The organism is Amycolatopsis sp. NPDC114505 (genome assembly GCF_055633615.1).
On sequence record NZ_JBVKDV010000002.1, the window covers coordinates 1,841,319 to 1,861,126 of the forward strand.

20 protein-coding genes are annotated in these 19,808 nt (G+C 72.1%); 15 read left to right on the forward strand and 5 right to left on the reverse strand.

Features of this window, described 5'->3' with window-relative positions; all coding sequences use genetic code 11:
* The first annotated feature begins 114 nt into the window (after nucleotides 1–114).
* The 4 genes from ACZ7OU_RS26535 to ACZ7OU_RS26550 are packed head-to-tail and all read left to right on the forward strand — an operon-like array spanning nucleotide 115 to nucleotide 4,689.
* Complete coding sequence (locus tag ACZ7OU_RS26535) at nucleotides 115–1,590, forward strand: FAD-dependent monooxygenase (RefSeq protein ID WP_470257167.1); 1,476 nt, start codon at nucleotides 115–117, stop codon at nucleotides 1,588–1,590.
* A complete protein-coding gene (locus tag ACZ7OU_RS26540; RefSeq protein WP_470257168.1) occupies nucleotides 1,587–3,233 on the forward strand; it encodes a (2,3-dihydroxybenzoyl)adenylate synthase in 1,647 nt (548 codons plus the stop codon). The genes ACZ7OU_RS26535 and ACZ7OU_RS26540 overlap by 4 nt, the downstream gene beginning before the upstream one ends.
* Nucleotides 3,230–3,979 carry a maleate cis-trans isomerase family protein gene (locus ACZ7OU_RS26545; protein ID WP_470257169.1) on the forward strand — a complete coding sequence of 250 codons (750 nt, stop codon included), beginning with the start codon at nucleotides 3,230–3,232 and terminating at the stop codon, nucleotides 3,977–3,979. The genes ACZ7OU_RS26540 and ACZ7OU_RS26545 overlap by 4 nt, the downstream gene beginning before the upstream one ends.
* Nucleotides 3,976–4,689, forward strand: a complete 714-nt coding sequence (locus tag ACZ7OU_RS26550; RefSeq protein WP_470257170.1) for a TetR/AcrR family transcriptional regulator — start codon at nucleotides 3,976–3,978, stop codon at nucleotides 4,687–4,689. The genes ACZ7OU_RS26545 and ACZ7OU_RS26550 overlap by 4 nt, the downstream gene beginning before the upstream one ends.
* Nucleotides 4,690–4,735: 46 nt before the next feature.
* On the opposite strand, the gene ACZ7OU_RS26555 is transcribed toward ACZ7OU_RS26550, so the two are convergent.
* Nucleotides 4,736–5,575, reverse strand: a complete 840-nt coding sequence (locus ACZ7OU_RS26555) for a hypothetical protein (RefSeq protein ID WP_470257171.1) — start codon at nucleotides 5,573–5,575, stop codon at nucleotides 4,736–4,738.
* Nucleotides 5,576–5,691: 116 nt separating this feature from the next.
* On the opposite strand from ACZ7OU_RS26555, the gene ACZ7OU_RS26560 reads away from it, so the two are divergent.
* The 3 genes from ACZ7OU_RS26560 to ACZ7OU_RS26570 are packed head-to-tail and all read left to right on the forward strand — an operon-like array spanning nucleotide 5,692 to nucleotide 7,786.
* Entirely contained in the window at nucleotides 5,692–6,321 is a 630-nt protein-coding gene (locus ACZ7OU_RS26560) for a VOC family protein (protein ID WP_470237377.1), read from the forward strand.
* Entirely contained in the window at nucleotides 6,318–6,566 is a 249-nt protein-coding gene (locus ACZ7OU_RS26565) for a hypothetical protein (RefSeq protein WP_470257172.1), read from the forward strand. The genes ACZ7OU_RS26560 and ACZ7OU_RS26565 overlap by 4 nt, the downstream gene beginning before the upstream one ends.
* A complete protein-coding gene (locus ACZ7OU_RS26570; RefSeq protein ID WP_470257173.1) occupies nucleotides 6,563–7,786 on the forward strand; it encodes an alpha/beta fold hydrolase in 1,224 nt (407 codons plus the stop codon). The genes ACZ7OU_RS26565 and ACZ7OU_RS26570 overlap by 4 nt, the downstream gene beginning before the upstream one ends.
* On the opposite strand, the gene ACZ7OU_RS26575 is transcribed toward ACZ7OU_RS26570, so the two are convergent.
* A complete protein-coding gene (locus tag ACZ7OU_RS26575; RefSeq protein ID WP_470257174.1) occupies nucleotides 7,772–8,191 on the reverse strand; it encodes a winged helix-turn-helix transcriptional regulator in 420 nt (139 codons plus the stop codon). The genes ACZ7OU_RS26570 and ACZ7OU_RS26575 overlap by 15 nt on opposite strands.
* A gap of 83 nt (nucleotides 8,192–8,274) precedes the next feature.
* Here ACZ7OU_RS26575 and ACZ7OU_RS26580 point away from each other — a divergent pair, with 83 nt between their 5' ends.
* The 3 genes from ACZ7OU_RS26580 to ACZ7OU_RS26590 are packed head-to-tail and all read left to right on the forward strand — an operon-like array spanning nucleotide 8,275 to nucleotide 10,936.
* Nucleotides 8,275–9,486 carry an MFS transporter gene (locus ACZ7OU_RS26580; protein ID WP_470257175.1) on the forward strand — a complete coding sequence of 404 codons (1,212 nt, stop codon included), beginning with the start codon at nucleotides 8,275–8,277 and terminating at the stop codon, nucleotides 9,484–9,486.
* Nucleotides 9,483–10,067: a hypothetical protein gene (locus ACZ7OU_RS26585; RefSeq protein ID WP_470237372.1), complete on the forward strand. Its 585-nt coding sequence runs from the start codon at nucleotides 9,483–9,485 to the stop codon at nucleotides 10,065–10,067. The genes ACZ7OU_RS26580 and ACZ7OU_RS26585 overlap by 4 nt, the downstream gene beginning before the upstream one ends.
* Nucleotides 10,068–10,072: 5 nt before the next feature.
* Nucleotides 10,073–10,936 (forward strand): hypothetical protein, encoded by an 864-nt coding sequence (locus ACZ7OU_RS26590; protein ID WP_470257176.1) that lies wholly within the window; start codon nucleotides 10,073–10,075, stop codon nucleotides 10,934–10,936.
* 11 nt (nucleotides 10,937–10,947) lie between these two features.
* On the opposite strand, the gene ACZ7OU_RS26595 is transcribed toward ACZ7OU_RS26590, so the two are convergent.
* Nucleotides 10,948–11,547 (reverse strand): RNA polymerase sigma factor, encoded by a 600-nt coding sequence (locus ACZ7OU_RS26595; RefSeq protein ID WP_470237370.1) that lies wholly within the window; start codon nucleotides 11,545–11,547, stop codon nucleotides 10,948–10,950.
* A gap of 135 nt (nucleotides 11,548–11,682) precedes the next feature.
* Between ACZ7OU_RS26595 and ACZ7OU_RS26600 the strand changes: the two genes are divergently transcribed.
* The 5 genes from ACZ7OU_RS26600 to ACZ7OU_RS26620 all read left to right on the forward strand — a co-directional run bounded on the left by ACZ7OU_RS26600 (nucleotide 11,683) and on the right by ACZ7OU_RS26620 (nucleotide 18,353).
* Nucleotides 11,683–14,499, forward strand: coding sequence for an AfsR/SARP family transcriptional regulator (locus ACZ7OU_RS26600; RefSeq protein ID WP_470257177.1), 2,817 nt, complete (start codon nucleotides 11,683–11,685; stop codon nucleotides 14,497–14,499).
* On the forward strand, nucleotides 14,496–14,762 hold the full coding sequence (locus ACZ7OU_RS26605; RefSeq protein ID WP_470257178.1) for a hypothetical protein: 267 nt from the start codon (nucleotides 14,496–14,498) through the stop codon (nucleotides 14,760–14,762). The genes ACZ7OU_RS26600 and ACZ7OU_RS26605 overlap by 4 nt, the downstream gene beginning before the upstream one ends.
* Nucleotides 14,759–16,576: a RiPP maturation radical SAM C-methyltransferase gene (locus tag ACZ7OU_RS26610; RefSeq protein ID WP_470257179.1), complete on the forward strand. Its 1,818-nt coding sequence runs from the start codon at nucleotides 14,759–14,761 to the stop codon at nucleotides 16,574–16,576. Before ACZ7OU_RS26605 ends, ACZ7OU_RS26610 begins: the two co-directional genes overlap by 4 nt.
* Nucleotides 16,577–16,643: 67 nt before the next feature.
* On the forward strand, nucleotides 16,644–17,042 hold the full coding sequence (locus ACZ7OU_RS26615) for a DUF6294 family protein (RefSeq protein WP_470237366.1): 399 nt from the start codon (nucleotides 16,644–16,646) through the stop codon (nucleotides 17,040–17,042).
* A gap of 99 nt (nucleotides 17,043–17,141) precedes the next feature.
* Nucleotides 17,142–18,353, forward strand: a complete 1,212-nt coding sequence (locus ACZ7OU_RS26620; RefSeq protein ID WP_470257180.1) for an MFS transporter — start codon at nucleotides 17,142–17,144, stop codon at nucleotides 18,351–18,353.
* 27 nt (nucleotides 18,354–18,380) lie between these two features.
* Here ACZ7OU_RS26620 and ACZ7OU_RS26625 read toward each other — a convergent pair whose 3' ends face one another.
* Both ACZ7OU_RS26625 and sigK read right to left on the reverse strand, forming a co-directional pair.
* A complete protein-coding gene (locus ACZ7OU_RS26625) occupies nucleotides 18,381–19,055 on the reverse strand; it encodes an anti-sigma factor (protein ID WP_470257181.1) in 675 nt (224 codons plus the stop codon).
* A complete protein-coding gene (gene sigK, locus ACZ7OU_RS26630; RefSeq protein ID WP_470257182.1) occupies nucleotides 19,052–19,648 on the reverse strand; it encodes an ECF RNA polymerase sigma factor SigK in 597 nt (198 codons plus the stop codon). Before sigK ends, ACZ7OU_RS26625 begins: the two co-directional genes overlap by 4 nt.
* Nucleotides 19,649–19,808 lie beyond the last annotated feature (160 nt).

A 19,808-nucleotide genomic window follows, 5' to 3' on the forward strand; every position in this document is an offset into this window, starting at 1 on the left:
ATCTGCTAACTGAGGCGTAGACTATTCAACGCATGTGACAAGAGTCAACCCTCTTGACGAGCTGTGGTCCTTGACGTCAAATAGTCGACGTAATCGTCAAACAAGGAGGTCGGGATGCAGCCACGCCGAGTCGCGGTGCTGGGTGGAGGGCCTGGCGGGCTCTACGCCGCGCGACTGCTCAAGCTCGCGTTTCCGTCCTGCGAAGTCGCCGTGCACGAGCAGGGGGAGCCGGACACGACCTTCGGGTTCGGCGTCGGGCTGGCCGCGGGCACCCAGCGCAAGCTGGCCGCCGCCGACCCCGACACGCTGCGCGACCTGGTCGCCGCGGGCTGCCGGCACGACATGACCCTGCGCGTCGGCGGCCGGGTCGCCCGGGTCCGCAACGACCGCCTGGTCGGCGTCGCCCGCACCGAGCTGCTGGCCATCCTGCAGCGTCACGCGGAGAAGGCCGGGGTGGAGCTGAACTTCGGGACCCGCCGGTCGGCCGCCGACCTCGACGCCGATCTGGTGGTCGCCGCCGACGGCGTCGGCAGCGCGACCCGCGAGCAGGGGGACTTCGGGGCGCGGATCGGCACCGGGCGGGGCCTGTACCTCTGGTGCGGAGCCGATTTCGCGCTGGACGACGCCCTGTTCGAGCCGGTGCGGACCGAGCACGGCGTCTTCGTCACGCACGCCTATCCGTACGGCACGGGTAACAGCACGTTCCTCATCGAGACCGACGAAGCCACCTGGCGGCGAGCCCGTTTTGACCACGCCGTCGACGACGGGGATTCCGACGAGGTCTCCCTGCGATACCTGCAAGACGTGTTCGCCGAGCCGCTGCGGGGGCACCGGCTGATCGGCAACCGCACGCGCTGGCTGCGGTTCCGGACCGTCCACTGTGTCCGGTGGTCGGCGGGGAACACCGTCCTGCTGGGCGACGCCGCGCACACCGCGCACTTCTCCATCGGCTCCGGCACGAAACTGGCCATGGAGGACGCGATCGGCCTGGTCGACGCCCTTCGGGACGCGGATGACACCGCCGAAGCCTTCGCCCGGTACGAGGCGGACCGGCGGCCGGCCGTCGAACGGCTGCAGGAACTGGCCCGCCGGAGCCGCCTGTGGTGGGAGTCGTTCCCGTCCCGGCTGGACCTGCCGGTGGAACGGCTGATGGTCGCCTACATGACCCGCGCCGGGAACGTCCCCCTCGACCGCTTCGCGGCCACCAGCCCGGACCTCGTCGCCACGGCGCTGACCCAGTACGCCGGGACGCCACCCCCGGCGGACGGGCTCGTCGACTGGGTGCTCGACCAGCCGCCCGCCCCGCCCGACGGTCTCGTCACGGTCGACGACGTCGTCACCGACCCGTGGGACGCGGCCGGTGACGCGGTCGTGGCGCGCGCTCGGGAAGCCCGGGAGCGCGGCGCGGCGGGATTCCGGTTCACCGGACCGGGTGACCGTGGCGCCCTGCTCACCCGGCTGGACCTCGCCGAGCGCGTCCGGCTCGAAGCCGGTGGGATCGTGCTGGTGGAAGGACCGGCGGCGCTGCGGGACGACCTGGCCGCCGGCCTGGTCAGCGCCCGCACCGACCTGATCGAGGAGACCGCATGAGCTGGGGTGACAAGGTCGTCGCGTACCCGGCGGACGCCGTGCGCGCCTACCGCGACGGCGGCCTGTGGGGCACCCGCACGATCGCCGACCAGCTGCACCGGATCGCGCTGGCCCACCCGGACCGCGACGCCGTCGTCGCGCTCGACGGCCGCGTCACCTACCGCGAGCTGGACGAACGCACCGACCTGCTGGCCGCGGGGCTCGCCGGGCTCGGCCTCGAATCCGGCGACCCCGTGCTCTTCCAGGCCGGCAACCGGCTGGCCACGGTGCTCGCCTGGTACGGCGTGCTCAAGGCGGGCCTGGTGCCGGTGTGCACCCTGGCGGCCCATCGCGGGCACGAGATCGGCGAGATCAGCCGCCGGGTGGGCGCGGTCGCGCACCTCGTCGAGACCGGCGGGTTCGACCTCGTCGGCTTCGCGCTCGAGCAAGGTCGCGATCACCCGACCCTGCGGCACGTCCTGGTGCTCGGCGACGATCCACGCGGGATCGCCGTCTCCCGGCTCGGGCAGGACGTCGACGCGGGGGCCGCGCGCAAGACCGTCGAGGAGATCCAGGCGCGGATCGGCCCGGACGAGGTCGCGGTGTTCCAGCTCTCCGGCGGCACCACCGGCGTACCCAAGGTGATCCCGCGGCTGCACGCCGAGTACTGGTACAACGCCCTCGCCTACGCGCAATCCTGGGGCTGGACCCCGGAAACCCGCGTCGCCCACCTGATCCCGATCGTCCACAACGCCGGGATCGTCTGCGCGCTGCACGCCTCGCACAGCGTCGGCGCTTCGCTGATCCTCGGCACCGCCGACCTCGACGCGTCGCTCCCGTTGCTGGCGCGCGAAGCGGCCACGCACGTCCTGCTGGGGCACGGCCACTTCCGGGCCGCCGGGCACCCGGAGTTCGCCGCCGCGGCGGCCGCGCTGACCCAGGTCGTCCTGTCGGGCAGCAAGGTCCCGCCCGCGCTGTTCGACGACCTCGAGCGGCGCGGGCTGTGGTCGGCGCAGCTGTTCGGCATGGGGGAGGGCCTGTTCTTGACGACGCGGCCGGGCGCACCCCGGGCCGCGCGGGCCACGACCGTCGGTACGCCACTGTCCGAAATGGACGAAGTGCGCGTCCTCGAACCCGGGACGGATGAAGAAGTCCCGGACGGCGAGATCGGCGAACTCTGCTGCCGCGGCCCGTACACGCTGCGCGGCTACTTCGACGCCGAAGAGCACAATGCGCGCGCGTTCACCGCCGACGGCTTCTACCGCACCGGCGACCTCGCCGCGGTGCGCGTGTTCGACGGCGTGCGGTACGTGTCGATCGAGGGCCGGATCAAGGACGTCATCAACCGCGGCGGCGAGAAGATCAACGCCGAAGAGGTCGAGCTGCTCCTGCTGCGCCACCCGCTCGTCACCGCGGCCGCCGTGGTGGCCATGCCCGACCCGCGGCTGGGCGAGCGCACCTGCGCGTTCGTCGCCGGCGGGCCGCTGGACCTGCCCGAAGTCCGGCGGCACTTCGCCGAGCAGGGCGTGGCGAAGTTCAAGTGGCCCGAACGCGTCGAAGTCGTCCCCGAAATCCCGCGCACCCTCGTCGGAAAACTGGACAAGAAGCGGCTGCAGGCGGAGATCGCCGCGAAGGTCGCCACCGAACAAGGAGAAACCCCGTGACCCCGCACCGGATCGGTCTCGTCGTCCCCAGCTCGAACGTCACCGTCGAGACGGAGATCCCGGCGCTGCTCGCGCGGCACCCCGCCGCGTTTTCCTTCCACAGCAGCCGGATGCGCATGCACCAGGTGTCGCCCGAGGAACTGCGCGCGATGAACGCCCAGCGCGAACGCTGCGTCGACGAGCTGGCCGACGCGGGTGTCGACGCGCTGCTCTACGCGTGCCTGGTCGCGGTGATGGCGCAGGGCCCGGGCGAGCACGAGCGCACGGAGAAGGCCGTCACCGGGCAGCTGGCGGCCCGTGACGCGCACCCGGCTGTGTTGTCGAGTGCCGGGGCGCTCGTCGAAGGGCTGCGTGCGCTCGATGCGCGTCGCATCGCCCTCGTGACGCCGTACCTGCGGCCGCTGGCCGAAGAAGTGGTGGCCTATCTGCGGGCCGAGGGCTTCGACGTCGTGGACTGGGTCGCGCTCGAAGTCGCGGACAACGCCGAAGTCGGGTGCATCCCCGGCGACCGGGTCCTCGCCGCCGCGCGGGGGCTGGACCTGGCCGAGGCCGACGCGCTGGTCATCTCCGCCTGCGTCCAGATGCCCTCGCTGGACCTGGTCGAGCCCGCGGAAACCGAGTTCGGGCTGCCGGTGCTGTCGGCCGCCACCGCCGGCGCGTACGCGCTCCTGCGGGGCCTGAACCTCGCGCCGCGGCTGCCGGGAGCCGGTCGGCTGCTCGCGGGACCTCTACCATCACAGGGATGAGCGGCAGCACACCGCGGGGCGGGTCCCGCGAAAAGGGGACCACCGCGCGGCGGGAACTGGTGGAGAACGAGCTCTACGAGCACGCCACCCGGCTCTTCGCCGAGCGCGGCTTCGCCGGCACGAGCCTGCAGGACATCGCCGACGCGCTCGGCATCACGCGGCCCGCGCTCTACTACTACGTCAAGAGCAAGGAAGAGCTGCTCGCCAAGCTCGTCACCGAGGTCACCAACGGCCCCCTGGAAGAGCTCACCGAGCTGGTGGCGCGCGATCTCGACCCGGTGGCGAAGCTGCGCGGCATCGTGGAGATCATCGTCGGCCGCCGCGTCCGGCAGCCCGAGCGGTTCCGGCTGCTCATCCGGTCGGAGGCCGAGCTGCCCGCCGCGCTCACCGAGGCCTACGACGAGGGCCGCCGCGCGGTGCTCAAGACGATCGCCGGGGTCATCGACGAGGGCGTGCGCGCGGGCCGGTTCCGGCCGGTCGACGCCCGCGTCGCGGCGCTGGGCGTCCTCGGCATGTGCAACTGGGTGGCGTGGTGGTTCCACCCCGGCGGACGGGACACGGCGGACGTCGTCGTCGAGCAGCTCGCCGACATGGCTGTGGGTGCGCTGCAGCGTCCTGACCAGCACGTTCTCGATGGGGAGGGGCCGGCCGCGGCGTTGAAGATGCTGCGTCAGGACCTCGACCACCTGGAGCGCATCCTCGACGTCTGACACGTGCCGTTCTCGAACGGCTGCCGGGCCTGAGCGCGGGTCCGGTTCAGCGCTGGGTGGGATCGCCGTCGGGCCGGCCGAGGGCGTTCCGGGTAATCGGGATCATGCTCTTGAGCCTGGTCTCCACCTGCTGACAGGGCCTGTCGAAAGCTTGCCGGTCGCGGCCGTAGAAGTTTGCCACTGACCGGCCGGCGGCGAGGACGATGGCGGCGACATCGGCGGCGAGTTCCAGGTGCTTGTCCTCGAAGTTCGAGGCGGGCAGGTACATCCCGGCCTTGTCGTCACGCAGGTCCAGCGTGGTCCACGGGGAGACGGCCCACGAGACGTGATGGGCGAGCCCGCTCCATGAGCGATAGAGCCGTCGGCCTGTCTCGCCGAGGCCGGCGGAGATCACGCCAGAGATGTAGAAGGCTTTCACGTCGCCGTTCACGACTACGCCGAGGTCCTGGTGGCGGCCGAGCTCCCGGACCTCGAAACCGGCGGCTTCGACGTTCTTGCGGACCACTTCCACTGAGCGTGCCTCCCCTTGAACAAGGCCGACGTCGCTCTTGCGGCCCTCGTTCGCCGACCAAATCTGAAGCTGGGCGCATCGGCGAAGCCGCTCGGCTTTGTCCGGTGTCAGCGACCAGCTCGACAGCGCTGCGGCTTCCAGCAGCGACCGGGCTACGGGGAAGGTCGACAGGCCCGGCCACCCGTCCGGATCGAGGCCGGTGTCGATCATCGCCTCGGGTGGATACGCCAGCGCCGGCAGCCGCAGGTGGTGCAGAACGGATTTGGCCGCGTTGCCCGCCTCGATCTCGGCGACGCGCAGAAGGCGGTGGGGAAGTCCAGCGTGGACGGTACGCGTTTGGCGGTCGTCATCCTGGCAGCGAACACGAGTAGGCATCGTGACGCCTGCACATCCTCGACGTCCGAGTGGCATTCAGCACAGGCGTCAGAATATTGACGCCTCCGTCGACTCTCGCGTACCGTGAACTTCACGAGACCACGCGGGAGGCAGTCATGACCGAGCTGGACCACCGGGTGCGGGGCGTCGACCACGTCGCTTTCCCCACCTTCGACCCCGCCGCCACGGTGCGCTTCTACCGGGACGTGCTCGGGTTCCCGGTCGTGCACTCGATCTGCGCGGCGGGCTGGGGCCCGGAGGACCACCCCGACTTCATCCACTTCTTCTTCGACATCGGCAACGACGACCGGATCGCGTTCTTCTACTACTTCGGCACCGAGCCGGCGGTCGGCGGCGCCCCCGGCGTCCAGGGCGACGTCTACGCGCGGTTCGGGGCCGACGTCCCGGAGTACTTCGTGCGGTCGCGGCACCTGGCGATCCACGTGAACGACGAGGCGGACCTGCTGGAGTACCGGCGCCGGCTCGACGCGAGCGCGTGGCCGGTCGAAATGCAGATCCAGCACGAGACCATCGAGTCGATCTACACCCACGACCCGAACGGCTACATGTTCGAGATCACCCGCGCGATGCGGCCGGTGACGCCCCAGGAGGACCTGGACGCGAACCTGACCATCGACGCGCTGCTCGACGTCGTCGGCGAGCCGGAGCCGACGTTCGGGAAGCTGCTGGCGCGCAAGGCGGAGCTGATCGTCGAGCGGGCGGCGGACTGGGAGCCCGCGCGATGACGACGTTGTACGTCCTCGACGTCCCGGAGAACACGGCGGTGGCCAAGATCGCCGACGAAGACCCCGCCGTCACGGTCGGCCGGATCGGGCCGTACTTCGAGATCGGCGCGCCGGGTGCGATCGTGGTCGACCGGCGCGCGACCGGCTGCCGCCACGCGGTCTGGTACTCGTGCATCGCCGGGGTGGCCCGCGACAGCCGGATCACCCAGCACGACAAGAACGCGCTGCGCGTGGAGCCGGTGTGAGCGAGCGGCTCGGCGCCGGCCGGTACCTCGCGGCGGGGGAGCGGCCGCCGTCCACGCTGCACGAGCTGACCACCGCGGACGGCGCGGCCGTGCGCGGCATACTGTCCACTGTGGCCGGTGCGCGGACGGTCGTGACCCTGATGCACCCGCGTCAGGACCTGGCGCACCACCCGCTCGTCCCCCTGCTGCTGCGGGCCGGCGTCGCGGTGTGGACCCAGCACACCCGCTCGGTGAACAACGACCTCAACCTGGTCCACGAGCAGGCGCTGCACGACGTCGCCGCCGGCCAGGTCTTCCTGCGGCAGCAGGGTTTCGACTCGCGGGTGCTGCTGGGTCATTCGGGCGGCGGCACGCTCTTCGCGTACTACTGCGAGCAGGCCGCCTCTTCCGATCGCGTCGCGACGACTCCGGGCGGACGGCCGACCCGGCTGGCCGAAGCGGAGATGCCGGTGCCGGACGGCGTCGTCTTCCTGGCGCCGCACCCCGGTCAGGGCAAGCTGCTGCTCGCCTGCATCGACCCGTCGGTGGCCGACGAGACGGACCCGCTGTCCGTGGTCCCGGAGCTCGACCCGTTCTCCCCGGCCAACGGCTTCGCCGAGCCGCCCGGAAAATCTTCCTACACCACGGAATTCCTCGACCGCTACCGCGCGGCGCAACGCGACCGGGTCGCCCGCATCGACGCCGTCGCCCGCTCGCACCTGGCCGGCACCGCGGCCGCGCGCACGGCGTTCAAGGCCGGCGGCCGGGCCGAAGACCGCCGCCGTGCGCTGGCACCGCGGGTCATCACGGTGTTCCGCACCGACGCCGACCCGCGCACGGTCGACCTCACGCTGGACCCCAGCGAGCGCCCGTACGGCTCGTTGTTCGGCAAGCGCCCCGACCTGATCGACTACGGCCTGGTCGGCTTCGGCCGGCTCGCCACGCCCGAAGCGTGGCTGTCGACGTGGTCCGGCCTCAGCTCCCGCGCCGACTTCGTCCGCTGCGCACCGGGTGTCACGGTCCCGACGCTGTTCATCGAGCTGACCGGCGACCAGGCGGCGTTCCCGGCGGACTCCCGGCGCATGATCAACGCCCTCGGCGCCTCGGACCTGACGACGGCGACGGTTCGCGGCCTCCACTTCGGCGGCGCCATCGCCGAGGGCGAGCCCACGGGCAACGAGCTGGCCGCCGCCGAGATCACCGAGTGGCTGGGCAAGCGCTTCGGCTCACTTCCGCACTGAGGTCGTCTCGCTGGTCAGGGGTGATCCGTCCGGGCCCGCGGGAACCACCGGCGGGACGACGGCGCCGTGCTCGTCGACCAGGACCGAATGTGGCTCGCCGTCGTCGAAGGCGTGCCGCTCACCCCATTGCCGCAGGGTCACGATCACGGCGAAGAGGTCCTTGCCGGCCGCGGTGAGCGTGTACTGGAGGCGTTTCCCCGACGGTGCCTCGACTTGCTCGACGAGGCCGTGGGCGACCAGCTTGCGGAGCCGGTCGGCGAGGATGTTGCGGGCGATGCCCGTGCGCTGCTGGAAGTCGGTGAACGAGCGGGCGCCGTCCATCGCGTCCCGGACGATCAGCAGGCTCCACCGATCGCCGATCAGGTCCACCGCCCGCGCGACCGGGCAGGTCGGGTCCGTCCACATTGCTGCTCCACTGAGTTGCGTAATGAAACCATTCTGACCTACTCTCCGAAGAGTTGCAAATCGCAACCAATCGGGGAGGTGTGGTGGGACGCGGGACGAGACTGCTGCTGGCGGTCGTGTGCGGGGTCGCGGTCGCCGGTGTCTACGCCGGCCAGCCGGTCCTCGGCCCGATGGGCGACGAGCTGGGGGTTCCCCGCGAGTCGCTCGGCTGGTTCGTGGCCGTGGGCCAGCTGGGTTACCTGGCCGGGCTGGTGCTGCTGGTGCCCTTGGGTGACCGGCTCGACCGCCGCCGGCTGATCGCCGCGCACCTGGGTCTGGTGGCGGTGGGCCTGGCGGTCACGGCGGCCGCGCCGACCGCCGGGATCGCGTTCGGCGGCCTCGCGGTCGCGGGGGTGTTCGCGGTGGTGGTGCAGACGACGGTCGCGTACACGGCGTCGCTCTCGCCGCCTCCCGAAAGGGGACGCAACCTCGGCATCGTGACGTCCGGCGTGGTGGTCGGCATCCTCGGCGCCCGGGCCGGCACGGGCGCGCTGTCGGACCTGTGGGGCTGGCGCGGCAGCTACTTCGCCTTGGCCGCGCTGGCTTCGGTGCTGTGCGTGCTGTGTCTCGTCGCGCTGCCGGCCGACGTCCGGACCGGCACCGAGCCGTACGGGCAGATCCTCCGGTCGTTCGCCGGGATGTTCGCCCGGCCCCTGGTGCTCGGCCGCGGCCTGATCGCGTTCTTCCTGTTCGCCTCGTTCGGCACACTGTGGAGCGGCCTGGCGCTCCCGCTGGCCGGTGAGCCGTGGCACCTGAGCGAGACGCAGATCGGGCTGTTCGGCATCGCCGGCCTCGCGGGCGCCCTGGGGGCGGCGGGATCCGGCCGCTGGGGCGACGCCGGTCATCAGGGACGGGCCACCGGCATCGCGCTGGCACTGCTGCTCGGGTCGTGGGCGCTGATCGGGCAGCTGGGCTGGTCGCTGGTGTTCTTGGCCGCCGGCGTGCTGGTGCTGGACTTCGCGGTCCAGGTCGTGCACGTGGGCAACCAGCACATCCTGACGACCGCGTCCGCCGGCCGTACGAGCACCACGATCGGCGCGTACATGGTGTTCTACTCGCTGGGTTCGGCGTTCGGGGCCACGGCGACCACGATGGTGTTCGCCGCGGCGGGCTGGGCGCGCTCGGCGATCCTGGGCGCGGCGCTGGCTTTCGGCGCCCTGGCCGTCTGGTTCACGACGCGAACCCGCGTTCTCGGACCGGACGGCGTATCACCGTGCTCTCCCGCGGCTCTGAACGCCGAGGAGGTACCGCGATGACCTTGTTCCGCACCAGCAGTCTCGTCCTTGTCGCCGTGCTCGCCGCCGGCTGCGCCGACCCGGCCGTTCCCGGCGACACCGGCTCCACCACCACGGAGTCGTCGATGCCGGCTCCGGGCACCGAGCCGACCGGCCCGCAGACCGCGAGATCCGCCGACGACGGTGTCGCGATCTCGATCGCGCAGCTGCCGATCGGTGGTGGCTCCGACGATTCGACCGCCGAAGAGCAGTGCGTCACCGTCAGCTGGCTGCAGGCCGGCGACCTGCCCGGCCAGGGCGTGAAGGTGACCGGAATCCGGCTCTCGCCCGCGGGTGCGTTCAGCGTGGGCGGCGGCTGCGGCGGGACGGACGCCTGCTCGTCGTTCACCTTCCACGCGAACGGCGACAGCTGTTCGGTCGCGGTGAAAGCGCGCGGGACCGGCGGCAGCGCCCGGCTGACCATCGGCGGCAAGGCGACCTGCGCGTCGGCGAGCGCGTGCCGGGACCTGCGGGACCGGGTGCGCCCGGGCTCCATCGGCCTGACCCAGCCGGACGAGCTCCCCGGGCCGTCGACGCCCGAAACCACCGCCACGACCGGGTGACACCGGTGGCGGAGGAGGGGCCCGGCCGGTTCGAGCGCTTCGTCGAGGCGGGCAAGGCCGTCATCCCGCCGCTGACCCTGCTCAGCGCGCTGTTGTTCTACTTCGGCTACGTCTCCGCTCGGGCGCAGTACGAGTACTTCGGCGTCGACGTCGACACGATCGGGCTGGGGACGCAGGACTACATCATGCGCAGCCCGCAGCCGTTGCTCACGCCGCTGCTGGTGTTCGCCGCGGTCGGTGCCGGCTCGGTCGCGGTGCACGCCGTCGTCCGGCGGCGGACCCGTGCCGCGGCCCGGCTGGGCCGCTGCGGCCAGGTGCTGGGCCTGGCCGCACTGGCCGCCGGGCTCCTGCTGCTGTCCGGGTACGCGTTCCTGCGTGACTGGCGGCTGTACGGGCTCGTGACCCCGCTGCTGATCGCCGTCGGCGGCACGCTGTTCCGGTATGGCTCGTTCGTCCGGCGGCAGGCCCTCCCGCCGGCGGACCCGACGCCGCCGCGCCGGATCTCGGCGGTCCTCGGCTACGTCGCGATCGCCGTCAGCGCGTTCTGGCTGACCGCGACCGTGGCGCAGTGGTCCGGCCGCGGACTCGCGATGTACGAGGCGAGCCGCCTGGACAAGCTGCCCAGCGTCATCCTCGACACCAAGGAAAGCCTGTTCCTCCGGAGCCCCGGCATCCAGGAGACCCTGCTGCCGCCGGCCTCCGACGGACAGGCCTTCCACTACCGCTACCGGAACCTGCGCCTGCTGATCCACGGGAAGGACCGGATGTTCCTGGTGGCCGACCGGTGGTCGGCGAGCGGCGCGACGGTCGTCGTCCCGCTCGACGGCTCGGTGCGCGTGCAGTTCCAGTTCCAGAACCAGCACCCGTGAACCCCGGTGTATCAAGCGGCCCGCTGCCCGCTCCGGAGACCATGACCACCGGAGTGCGGCTCGTCGGCCAGCAGCGCCGCGATCGCCGGCGTGCGCCGCACCCGGTCCAGGCACCGCGCCCGCGACGGGCCGATCGAGCCGACCGGGATGCCGAGCGTCGCGCTGATCTCCTGGTAGGACTTGGGCGGGTCGCAGAACAGCAGCGCGAGCAGCTCCCGGTCCCGCTCGGGCAGCCGGGCGCACGCGCGGCGGGCGGCGGCCCGGCGTTCGGCACCGATCAGCCCGGCGTCGAACGCCGGCTCGGTCAGCTCGCCGAGCAGCGGGTCGTCGGTCGGGATCTGCCGGTTGCGGTGGCGCAGCAGCCGCAGGCATTCGTGCCGGGTCGTGGTGCGCAGCCAGCCGGGCAGCGCTTCGGGTTCCCGGAGCTTCGGCAGGTTCACCAGCAGCCGCAGCCACACCGCGCCACTGATGTCCTGGGTGTCGGCATTGCCGATCCGGTACTGCGCGCACACCGACGAGATCAGCGAAGAATATCGTTCGACGATATCCCGCCAAGCCCATTCGGCACCTCGAGCGGCATTTTCCAGCAATGTCACCGGCGAGTCGTGCATGGCCCCTCCTCGGACTGGGATGTTCCCGGGTTCACGATTTCGCCACGCCCTGCTCGCCGACCTTGCAGAGACCTTGCGGGGCGAGCAGCATCGACGGGGCCGGTCGGGGCGCGTCGAGCACGGGGAGTCCGCCGCATGGAGTTCCTGCTGTTCGGGGAGGTGCAGCTCCGCGTCGCGGGAGAGCCGCTGGACGTCGGGACGCCGCGGCGGCAGGCCGTCCTGGCGGCGCTCGTGATCGACGCCGGACGCCCGGTGTCGATCGAGACACTCATCGACCGCGTCTGGGGTGACGACCCGCCGGGTGAAGCGCGCAATGTGGTGTATTCCCACCTGAGCCGAATTCGGCAGCTGCTCACCGAGGTCACCGAGCTGACCGGGACAAAGACCGAGGTCGCCCGGCGCCACGCGGGATACGTGCTGGAAATCGATCCCGGCGCGGTTGATCTGAACCGGTTCGCACATTTGGTCGAACGCGGAAATGACGTCTCCGAAACCGAGGAGAACCGGGCCGCCGCGGTGCGCGAAGCGCTGCTCCTCTGGCGGGGCGCGCCGCTGGCCGGCCTGCGGGGCGACTGGGCCGACGGGGTCCGCGCGACGTGGCACCGGCGACGGCTCGACGCGGCCGTGCGCTGGGGCGAGCTCGAGCTCCGGCTGCACCGGCCCGACGCGGTGATCGCCGCGATGGCCGACCTCGCCGCGGAGTACCCGCTCACGGAACCCCTGGAAGTCCTGCTCATGCGCGCCTTGCACGAGGCCGGGCGCGACGCCGAAGCCGTCGACCGCTACGCCGTCGTGCGGCAGCGGCTCGCCGAGGCGCTCGGCACCGACCCGGGCCCCGAGCTGCGCGCGCTGCACGAAGCGATCCTGCGGGGCGAGCTGCCGGCGGCGGCTCCAGCGGCTCCCGTGGTGCCGGTCGTGACGTCGTCGTCGCCGGCCCAGCTGCCGCCGGACACCCCGGGGTTCGCGGGCCGCGAGAACGCGTTGCGCCGGCTCGGCGAGGTGACCGGCGGACCGTCGCCGGCCGCGCGGACCGTCGTCCTCTCGGGGACCGCCGGGGTCGGCAAGACCACGCTGGCCGTCCACTGGGCACACTCGGTCGCCGGTGACTTCCCGGATGGCCAGCTGTACGTCAACCTGCGCGGCTTCGACCCCGCCGGGTCGCCGATGACGCCGGCCGCGGCGGTGCGCGGGTTCCTCGAAGCGCTCGAAGTGCCGGCGGAGCGGATCCCGTCCACCTTGGACGCGCAGGTCGGCCTGTACCGGACGCTGCTGGCGAACCGGCGGGTCCTGATCGTGCTGGACAACGCCCGCGACGCCGGGCAGGTGCGGCCGCTGCTGCCCGGCGCGCGGGCCTGCGTGGTCGTGGTGACCAGCCGCGACCAGCTCGCCGGCCTGGTCACGGAGGGAGCGCACCCGTTCGTCGTCGACCTCCTCGACGACGCCGAGGCGCACGCCGTGCTGCGCCGCCGGATCGGTGCCGACCGGCTGGCGGCCGACGCGGGCGCGGCCGAGGAGATCATCGGCCTGTGCGCGCACCTCCCGCTGGCGCTGGCCGTGGTGGCGGCGCGCGCGGCGACGTACCCCGCGTTCAGCCTGGCCGCGCTGGCCGGCCAGCTGCGCGACGCGCGCGGCGGCCTCGACGAGTTCGCCGGCGCCGACCCGGCGACCGACCCCCGCGCGGTGTTCTCCTGGTCGTACCGGTGGCTGGACCCCGCGGCCGCCCGGCTGTTCCGGTTCCTGGGTCTCCACCGCGGCCCGGACATCGGCACCCGCGCGGCGGCGAGCCTGGCCGGCCTGCCCGCCGCCCGGGTGCGGCCGCTGCTGGCCGAGCTCGCGAACGCGCACCTGGTCGCGGAGCACGCACCCGGCCGCTACACGATGCACGACCTGCTGCGCGCGTACGCCGACGAGCTGGTCCAGGAGTCCGACACCGCCCTTGAGCGGACGGCGGCGGTCCACCGGCTGCTCGGCCACTACGCCCACACGGCTTACCACGCGGACGGGTTCCTCGATCCCCGCCTGGAGGTCCCGCCCGCGTTGACTCCGTTGCCGGAGGGGGCGGAGGCGGAGCGGATCGTCGACCACCGGCGGGCGCTGGCGTGGTTCGAGACGGAGCACCGGGTGCTGCTGCAGGCGGTCGACGTCGATGCCGCGTTCGACGCGCGGGTGTGGGAGCTGGCCTGGGCGATCCAGCGGTTCCTGGCGATGCGCGGGCACTGGCACGACGAGAGCGACGTCCTGACGACGGCTCTGGCCGGCGCGCGCCGCTTGGGCGACCGGCGCAAGCAGGCGTTCGCCCACCTGCACCTGGGCGGCACGCACGTCCGCTTCGGCAGGCACGCCGAAGCCGGCGAGGACCTCCAGGCCGCGCTGAGCTTGTACAGCGCGAGTGACGACGTCGTCGGCCAGGCGTACGCGCACCGCCAGTTCGCGTGGCTGCTCGATCGGCAGGGGGAGATTGCCGACGCGCTCACGCACGCGGAGCAGGCACTGGAGCTGTTCCGCGCGGCCGAGCACCAGGCTGGGCAGGCAACGGCCCTCAACGCGGTCGGCTGGTTCCACACCCTGCTCGGCAAACACGAGTCGGCGATCGAGCACTGCCAGCAGGCTCTCGACTTGCAGACCCAGCTCGGCGATCTCATGGGCGCGACGCAGAGCTGGCACAGCATCGGTTACGCGCACAAGCAGCTCGGTGATCACGTGCGGGCGATCGCCTGCTACGAGAAAGCGCTGGAACTGGTGCACCGTAACGGGAACCTGGTCACGGAGGCACGGGTGCACATCGAACTCGCGAACCTGCACCGCGAAATGGGCGACATCGAGTCGGCCCGGTCCGGGTGGCAGCGAGCCCACGACATCCTGACCCGGCTGGCTCATCCCGATGCCGACGAGGTGAGGAAGCGATTGTCCGAAGTAGACAGTGGTAGTGAGGAAACGGGAGGCACTCCATGACCGCAGAAGAAGAGTTGGATCTCGACGGATTCAACCAGATGCTCGAGAACTTCATATCCTGCTTGTCGCCCAAGGGGCAGCAGTTGATGAAGAACATCGTCGGGCTCGCGTGGGTCGCCAGCCAGGACGGTGACCCACTCGCAACCGAGTTCGACCGGTCGTTTTCGCCGGAACAGGCCGAGTTGATCCTGTCCTACTCCCCGCCGCAGGTAGGGGTGGTCCTGACTCCTCACCTTCGCTTCATCCGGTCGACACTTCCATGACCGCGCCGCCGGTGGTGCTCGTTTCCATGCCGTTCCTCGAAGCCGATCGGCCGTCCATTCAGCTCGGCCTGCTCAAGGCGATCGCGGGGCAGCACGGCTTTCCCGTGCGCACCCTGCACGCCAACCTCGACTTCGCCGTGCGGATCGGGCTCGACCACTACCGGCGGCTCGCCGACCACCGGGGCCGGCAGATCGGGGACTGGCTGTTCTCCGTCGAAGCCTTCGGCGACGCCGCGCCGGACCCGGACGGGAAGCTGCTCGACGAGCTCGGCGCCGAACTGTCCTACCTGGACGGTCCGGAGCGGCTGCTCGCGATCCGCGAGCAGGACGTTCCCGCGTACCTCGACGCCGTCGCCGACGAACTCGCCGGTGTTCCGGTGGTCTGCTTCAGCTCGACGTTCCAGCAGAACGCGGCGTCGTTCGCGCTCGCCCGGCGGCTCAAGGAGCGCGATCCGGACGTCGTCACCGTGTTCGGCGGGGCCAACTTCGAAGGGGAGATGGGCCGGGAACTGGTGCGGTCCGTGGGCTGCGTCGACTTCGCCGTGCTCGGCGAGGGCGATGTGGCCTTCCCGCGGCTGCTCGACGCACTGGCGAACGGCGGCGATCCGGGCGCGATCCCCGGGGTGGCCCGGCGGGTCGGTGACGACGTCGTCGCCACCCCCGCCGAGCCGCCGCACGAGCGGCTCGACGAGCTGCCCGTGCCGGACTACGGCGAGTACTTCGAGCGGGCGGCTCGGCTCGGCCTGCCGACCGAGCACATCGCGCTCCCGTTCGAGTCGGCGCGCGGGTGCTGGTGGGGCGCCAAGCACCACTGCACCTTCTGCGGCCTCAACGGCACGACCATGCGCTTCCGCGCCAAGTCGGCGTCCCGGGTGCTCGGCGAGCTGGACGAGCAGGCGCGCCGCTACCGCACCTTCCGGTTCGACGCCGTCGACAACATCCTCGAACCGGGCTACCTCAAAGAGCTGCTGCCGGCGCTCAGCGAGGCGGGCCGCGAGTACCAGATCTTCTACGAGGTCAAGGCGAACCTCACCCGCGCGCAGCTGAAACTCCTCGCCGCAGCCGGCGTCACGCAGCTGCAGCCCGGCGTGGAATCCCTGAGCTCCGCCGTGCTCCGGCTGATGGACAAGGGCGTCCGCGCCGCGCAGAACGTCAACTTCCTGCGCTGGGCGCGCTACTACGGCATCGGGGTCGCCTGGAACATCCTGTGCGGGTTCCCGGGCGAGCCGGCCGAGGAGTACGCCGCACAGGCGGCGGCCGTCCCGCACCTCGTCCACCTCCAGCCGCCGTCCGGGGCGAACCGGCTGTGGCTCGAGCGGTTCAGCCCGCTGTTCACCCAGCCCGGCCGGTTCCCGCTGCGGGCGCGGGAGCCCGAGTCCAGCTACCGCCACGTCTACCCGTCCACTGTGGACATCGACCGGGTCGCCTACTTCTTCGACTACGCCCCGGAAGACGAGCTGCCACCCGAGGTCTACGCACCTCTGAAGGACGCGGTGTCGGCGTGGACCGCGGCCTGGGAGGCGAAGCAGCCGCCGGTGCTGGTGTACCGCTGCGCCCCCGGCTTCCTGCAGATCTACGACGGCCGGCACCCCGAGACCCACGGCACGTTCACCTTCCGCGACACGCTCGCCGACGTCTACCTGGCCTGTGTGGACCGGCCGCGGACCGCTCAGGCCGTGCACCGCGAACTCGGTCTCACGATGCCGGTTTCCGCCGTGGAAAAGGCTTTCCGGAGTTTCGGCGAGCGCGGGCTGATGTTCCTCGACGGCACCCTCGCCCTGTCCCTCGCGTTGCCCGCGACACCCGGCCGCTGAGGCGTATCAGGGCCGTCGCCGGAGTCTCTGTCCTTCGCCAAGGCCGAGTTCGACGAGAGGCTGTGACATGGATCCGTCGGTCATCGTGGCGACGGCGAACGCCGCGGCTGAGCGGCTCGCCGGCTGGACGCCGTGGGCCTTCACCTGGGGCCCGCTCCGGCGGGGGTGCCGCACGGTCTTCGAGGGCGCCCGGTGGACGCTCTTCCCGGACGGGACCGCCGCCTTCGACGGCACCGTGGCCGGCGAACCCGGCCCCGCCTGGGTGATCTGGCACGTCGACCTGCTCGACGCGCGCGGCACCATCCTGGGTTCGCTGGCCACCGAGCACCCGGTCGAGGGCGACTGGCGCAAGTTCGTCGGGACCACGCCGAGCGGCGCGGACCACCGCCGGTTCCGTGCCTGGGCGAACTTCGACGCCGGCCTGTGGGACGACATCGCCTCCTTGCGGATGCACTGGAGCTGTTAGTCCGGAATGCCCTGGTAAGAGACGTGTCCGAGCGACGAAGATCACTCCGCGGCGGTCCCGTGCCGAGCGGTTCGCCGCCGTCGCGCATGATGGTCGGACATGGTCGAAGAGTTCCGCTTGCGCTCGGTCGCCGCGGCGGCGTACGGGCCGGCCGCCCTGTTCGGGGTGTCCGAGGGAGCCGTGCTGCCGGTCATCGCGCTGAGCGCGATCGACCGCGGGGCGACCACGTCGACGGCCGCGCTGATCGCCGCGTTGCTCGGGGTCGGCTCGCTGGCCGCGAACATCCCGGCCGGCATGCTCGCGACCCGGGTCGGTGAACGCAGGTCGATGCTGGTGGCGGCGGCCGTCATGGTCGTGGGCCTGCTGGTCTGCCTGGTCGACGCGGGGCACGGACCGTGGTCGCTGCTGCTCTACGGCAGCGGGGTCACGCTGATCGGGGCGGCCGCCGCGGTCTACAGCCTGGCCCGCCAGACGTACCTGACCGAGATCGTCCCGGCGCACATGCGGGCCCGGGCGCTGTCGACGCTGGGCGGGAGCATGCGGATCGGCGTGTTCCTCGGGCCGTTCGCCGGTGCCGCGGTGATGCAGTTCGCCGGGCTGCCCGGCGCGTACTACGTGAGCCTGGCCGCGATCTTCGCGGCGGGTGCGCTGGTGCTGCGGGTGCCCGACCTGGAGGTCACGGCCGACGACCGGGCGGCCGCGTCCGCGGTCACGACCCGGGGCATGCTCAAGCAGCAGTGGCGGGTGTACGCGACGCTCGGCGTCGGAATCCTCCTGTTGTCGGCGATCCGCCAGACCCGTCAGACGGTGGTGCCGCTGTGGGCGGCGCACATCGGCCTGTCGCCGACGACCAGTTCGATCATCTACGGCATCGCCGGAGCCGTCGACGCGCTGACGTTCTACCCGGCCGGCAAGGTGATGGACCGCTACGGCCGGCGCTGGGTGGCGGTGCCGGCGACGCTGGTGCTGGGCGTGTCGTTCCTGGTGATGCCCCTCGCGAGCGGCGCGGCACTGCTGACGGTGGTGGCGATGCTGATGGGCTTCGGCAACGGAATCGGCTCGGGCATCGTGATGACCCTCGGCGCCGACGTGTCCCCGAAGGTGGGCCGGCCGACGCACATCGGGATCTGGAACGAGCTGGCGGACATCGGCACGGGGGTGGGCCCCCTGGTGCTGTCGGCGGTGACGGCACTGGCGGGCCTCGGCGCGGGAATCGTGGCGAGCGGCCTGGTCGGCTTCGCGGCGGCGGGGGCGCTGTGGAGATGGATCCCGAGACCCCACCGAGCGGACGCGGACTGCTCGGCTCGCTGATCCCGCCGATGCGGTGCGCGCCCGGGATCAGGTGATCGGCACCCGGACCACCGCCGGCGTCGTCGGCTGCGGCGACCCCGTCGCGGGCTCTGTCGTGATGCCGACGCGGTCGACGTCCGCCGGCAGCGCCGCGATGACCGTGCCGGATCCGGTGTGCAGCAGTCCGGCGGACTGTGCGCCGCGGCGCCCGATCAGCCACACCTGGTACGCGTGACCCGCGTCGAGCTCGGGCAGCGACTCCGCCGTGACGACAGCTTCGCCGTGTTGCCGCGAGAAGCTCACGGTCGCCGCGCCGCCCGCGGTCGCGCTCGCGCGGATCGTGATCGCGTCCGGGGCGGGCTCGGCGACCTGAGCCGTCGGGGACGACGACTGGAGCGCACCGATGCCGATCCCGCCGAGGAGCACAGCGGCCGCGGCGGCGACCGCGGCCAGCGCGACCGTCGCGCGCTTGCGCCTGGCGGGGACCGACGGCGGGATCTGCCGCGTCGTGGCGACCGCGGTGAGGACCCGGCTGCGCAGCCGGGACGTGGGAGACGCCGTCACCGCCAGTCCGAGCTTCGCGGCCGTCGCGCGGAACTCGGCGACCTCGCCCGCGCAGACCGGGCACTCGGCCAGGTGCCGGGTGAACGCGGCCCGCTCGACGTCGGTGACCGCGTCGAGGGCGTACGCGCCGGTCAGGGTGTGGACGTCGGCCGTGGTCATCGGGTCGCTCCCAACGCGTCCCGCAGGCGGATCATGCCGTCGCGCACGCGGGTCTTGACGGTGCCGAGCGCGACGCCGAGCTTTTCGGCGACCTCGCGGCAGGTGAGTCCGTGGTAATAGGCGAGCAGCAGGGATTCCCGCTGCAGCTCGGTCAGCGCGGACAGGGCGTCGCGGACCTGCTGGTGTTCCTCTGTGGACAGTGCGGTCTCGACGACGTCGTCATACGGCTGGCGCACGTCGAGCAGTTCGACGCGGTCCTCGCGGTCGCGTGCCGACTGCTCGGAGCGGACCCGGTCGACGGCCCGGCGGTGCGCGATGGTCAGCGCCCACGTCGTGACCTTCGCGCGGGCCGGGTCGAACCGCGCGGCCTTGCGCCAGATCTCGAGCAGCACCTCCTGCGTCACCTCCTCCGCGTACGGCCGGGAGCGCAGCACCTGCAGCACGGTCCCGAAGACCGGACCGGCGAGCCGGTCGTAGAGAACGGAGAACGCGTGCTCGTCGCCGAGTGCCACGCGCCCGAGGAGTTCCTCGGACGTCGCCGGCGCATCGGGTAGTGGGCGGAGAGCGGTCAACGTGGCGCGCGCGGCGGCCATGGCGAATCCTTCCCGGCCGGAGCCGAGCCGCGCCCACGGCGAACGGAGTGCGCCGTGGACGACCTGTCGCCGTTGATTCGTCGGTCGAGGCCCCGCGTATTGGTCCGGATATCCGGACCGGCCCGGCCGTCACCTGTTCGGGCGTGTTCCGGGTGTCGTC

What these genes read in the sequence shown, in the direction of transcription:
- ACZ7OU_RS26535 (WP_470257167.1), top strand. Translation starts at nt 115, where the DNA reads ATGCAGCCACGCCGAGTCGCGGTGCTGGGTGGAGGGCCTGGCGGGCTC.
- ACZ7OU_RS26540 (WP_470257168.1), top strand. Translation starts at nt 1,587, where the DNA reads ATGAGCTGGGGTGACAAGGTCGTCGCGTACCCGGCGGACGCCGTGCGC.
- ACZ7OU_RS26550 (WP_470257170.1), top strand. Translation starts at nt 3,976, where the DNA reads ATGAGCGGCAGCACACCGCGGGGCGGGTCCCGCGAAAAGGGGACCACC.
- ACZ7OU_RS26555 (WP_470257171.1), bottom strand. Translation starts at nt 5,575, where the DNA reads ATGCCTACTCGTGTTCGCTGCCAGGATGACGACCGCCAAACGCGTACC.
- ACZ7OU_RS26560 (WP_470237377.1), top strand. Translation starts at nt 5,692, where the DNA reads ATGACCGAGCTGGACCACCGGGTGCGGGGCGTCGACCACGTCGCTTTC.
- ACZ7OU_RS26565 (WP_470257172.1), top strand. Translation starts at nt 6,318, where the DNA reads ATGACGACGTTGTACGTCCTCGACGTCCCGGAGAACACGGCGGTGGCC.
- ACZ7OU_RS26575 (WP_470257174.1), bottom strand. Translation starts at nt 8,191, where the DNA reads ATGTGGACGGACCCGACCTGCCCGGTCGCGCGGGCGGTGGACCTGATC.
- ACZ7OU_RS26585 (WP_470237372.1), top strand. Translation starts at nt 9,483, where the DNA reads ATGACCTTGTTCCGCACCAGCAGTCTCGTCCTTGTCGCCGTGCTCGCC.
- ACZ7OU_RS26595 (WP_470237370.1), bottom strand. Translation starts at nt 11,547, where the DNA reads ATGCACGACTCGCCGGTGACATTGCTGGAAAATGCCGCTCGAGGTGCC.
- ACZ7OU_RS26600 (WP_470257177.1), top strand. Translation starts at nt 11,683, where the DNA reads ATGGAGTTCCTGCTGTTCGGGGAGGTGCAGCTCCGCGTCGCGGGAGAG.
- ACZ7OU_RS26605 (WP_470257178.1), top strand. Translation starts at nt 14,496, where the DNA reads ATGACCGCAGAAGAAGAGTTGGATCTCGACGGATTCAACCAGATGCTC.
- ACZ7OU_RS26610 (WP_470257179.1), top strand. Translation starts at nt 14,759, where the DNA reads ATGACCGCGCCGCCGGTGGTGCTCGTTTCCATGCCGTTCCTCGAAGCC.
- ACZ7OU_RS26615 (WP_470237366.1), top strand. Translation starts at nt 16,644, where the DNA reads ATGGATCCGTCGGTCATCGTGGCGACGGCGAACGCCGCGGCTGAGCGG.
- ACZ7OU_RS26620 (WP_470257180.1), top strand. Translation starts at nt 17,142, where the DNA reads ATGGTCGAAGAGTTCCGCTTGCGCTCGGTCGCCGCGGCGGCGTACGGG.
- ACZ7OU_RS26625 (WP_470257181.1), bottom strand. Translation starts at nt 19,055, where the DNA reads ATGACCACGGCCGACGTCCACACCCTGACCGGCGCGTACGCCCTCGAC.
- sigK (WP_470257182.1), bottom strand. Translation starts at nt 19,648, where the DNA reads ATGGCCGCCGCGCGCGCCACGTTGACCGCTCTCCGCCCACTACCCGAT.